Genomic DNA, 2344 nt, shown 5'->3' with positions numbered 1-2344 from the left:
GAATACTCGTATAAAGCAAATTATCGAACACGAAGGACTGACAGATGCTGAGTTTGCAGACCGTGCAGGAATAAAACGTGCTACATTGTCTCATTGCTTAAATGGTCGCAATGACGTAAGTAAAGATATTATATTGAAGATACATAATGCATATCCTCAGGTATCGGTAAATTGGTTGATGTTTGGGGAAGGAGAACCCTATATAAAAGAAAAACTTAAAACTCCGACATCTTTATTCGATGAGATTTGGGCAAAACCAGAAGATTCTCCTGAGGATGCTAAATATGTAAAGGATTTTCAATCAAACGAATTAAGAAATACATCTGACAATGTTGATAGTAAACTAAATAAGGAAGAAAATCTGAATTCGAATATAGAAACTCAAAAGGTTCAAGATAATAGAAAGGTTATTAAAATCATGGTTTTTTATTCGGATAATACGTTTGAAACATTTTCCTCCGACTTTTTCAAATAGATAATAATTTTAGTATATCAAGTAACTGTTATATCTTTGCATAAACAATGAAAAACAGCTATCGGATGAAAAAATACATCTTGGATCTGAAAGTAACTGAAAATTTGAGATTACACACAAATTATGTTTTGCTGAAATTTACGACAGTTGACGGATCATCTCTTCCATCAATGGCTCCCGGGCAGTTTGCAGAGGTTCGGGTTGATGGGTCTCCTACTACTTTTCTAAGACGTCCTATATCGATAAACTACATTGATATGGATAACAATGAACTTTGGCTGCTAATCCAATTAGTTGGGGATGGAACAAAAAAATTATCGACCGTTTCTCCCGGACAAATGGTTAATATGGTTTTACCATTAGGTAATACTTTTACTATTCCCGAAGATAAAGCTTCACGACTAATACTCATAGGAGGCGGAGTCGGAACAGCCCCTATGCTTTATTTAGGATATGAGTTAAAGCAACAGGGATATAATCCCATTTTTCTATTGGGTGCACGTTCTGCTACTGATATTTTACAATTAAAAGAATTCAAGACATTAGGTGATGTCTTTATAACGACAGAAGACGGAACTTTAGGAGAAAAGGGGTATGTAACACAACATTCCGTTTTAATAGAAAATAAGTTTGATAAAATATATACATGTGGACCGAAGCCGATGATGATGGCAATTGCAAAATATGCAAAAACACATAATATAGATTGTGAGGTATCTTTAGAAAACAATATGGCATGCGGTGTAGGAGCATGTTTATGTTGTGTAGAAAAAACGACAGAAGGTCATATCTGTGTGTGTAAAGAAGGTCCTATATTTAATATAAATAAACTCTTATGGCAGATTTAAATGTAAAAATAGGCTCACTGACGTTGAAAAATCCTGTCATGACTGCCTCTGGTACTTTCGGCTACGGTTTAGAATTTGCTGATTTCATAGACTTGTCTCGCTTAGGTGCTATAATAGTAAAAGGAACGACTTTACACCATAGAGAAGGAAATCCGTATCCCAGAATGGCCGAAACTCCTTCGGGCATGCTAAATGCTGTCGGTCTGCAGAATAAAGGTGTCGAGTATTTCATTCAGAAAATCTATCCTGAAATAAAAAATATCGATACAAATATGATCGTAAATGTTTCTGGTTCTACAATTGACGATTATGTAGTGACATCTGCCAAGATAGCGGCATTAGAAAAGATACCGGCTATAGAATTGAATATTTCTTGTCCGAATGTTAAAGAAGGAGGTATGGCGTTCGGAACTTCGTGTAAAAGCGCTGGAAACGTAGTGAAAGCAGTCCGGCAGGTCTATCCGGGAACTTTGATTGTTAAGTTGTCTCCCAATGTAACTGATATTGCGGAGATTGCTAGAGCTGTTGAAGCTGAAGGTGCGGATAGCGTGTCTCTTATCAATACATTGTTAGGAATGGCAATTGATGCAGAACGACGTAAGCCTATTTTATCGACTGTTACTGGAGGATTATCTGGGGCTTGTGTGAAGCCTATTGCTTTGCGAATGGTATGGCAAGTAGCAAAAGCTGTCAAAGTTCCGATAATCGGATTGGGTGGTATTATGAATGCGACAGATGCCGTTGAATTTTTATTGGCTGGCGCAACTGCCGTACAGATCGGAACTGCAAATTTCATTGATCCGCAAATTACAATTAAAGTTATCGACGGTATTAATGACTATCTTAAACGGCACGGTTATAATTCTGTACAGGAAATTATAGGGCTTGTATAAAACTTTCTAGCCTTATAAAAATCGGAGTATTTGTTTAAATACAAAAATATTCCGATTTTTTTATCTCTCTAAAAAGGGATATTCAGTAAATGTCCCTAAAAAATAAGATGGCATATGAAGATGATGGC

At 36.3% G+C, this 2344-nt stretch carries 3 protein-coding genes; all 3 read left to right on the top strand.

Annotation, left to right across the window (positions count from 1 at the left end):
* Positions 1 to 475: helix-turn-helix domain-containing protein (locus AC1WHX_RS11925; protein WP_481229448.1), on the top strand; the 475-nt coding region annotated here is incomplete at its 5' end.
* Between the two features lie 65 nt (positions 476 to 540).
* Positions 541 to 1323, top strand: coding sequence for a dihydroorotate dehydrogenase electron transfer subunit (locus AC1WHX_RS11920; RefSeq protein WP_302545416.1), 783 nt, complete (start codon positions 541 to 543; stop codon positions 1321 to 1323).
* Positions 1311 to 2216, top strand: a complete 906-nt coding sequence (locus AC1WHX_RS11915; protein ID WP_302545417.1) for a dihydroorotate dehydrogenase — start codon at positions 1311 to 1313, stop codon at positions 2214 to 2216. Before AC1WHX_RS11920 ends, AC1WHX_RS11915 begins: the two co-directional genes overlap by 13 nt.
* The last annotated feature ends 128 nt before the right edge of the window (positions 2217 to 2344 follow it).

Source organism: Coprobacter sp., from assembly GCF_982436375.1.
The sequence above is the reverse complement of the archived record's forward strand: the minus strand, read 5'-3'. Positions and strand labels throughout refer to the sequence as shown.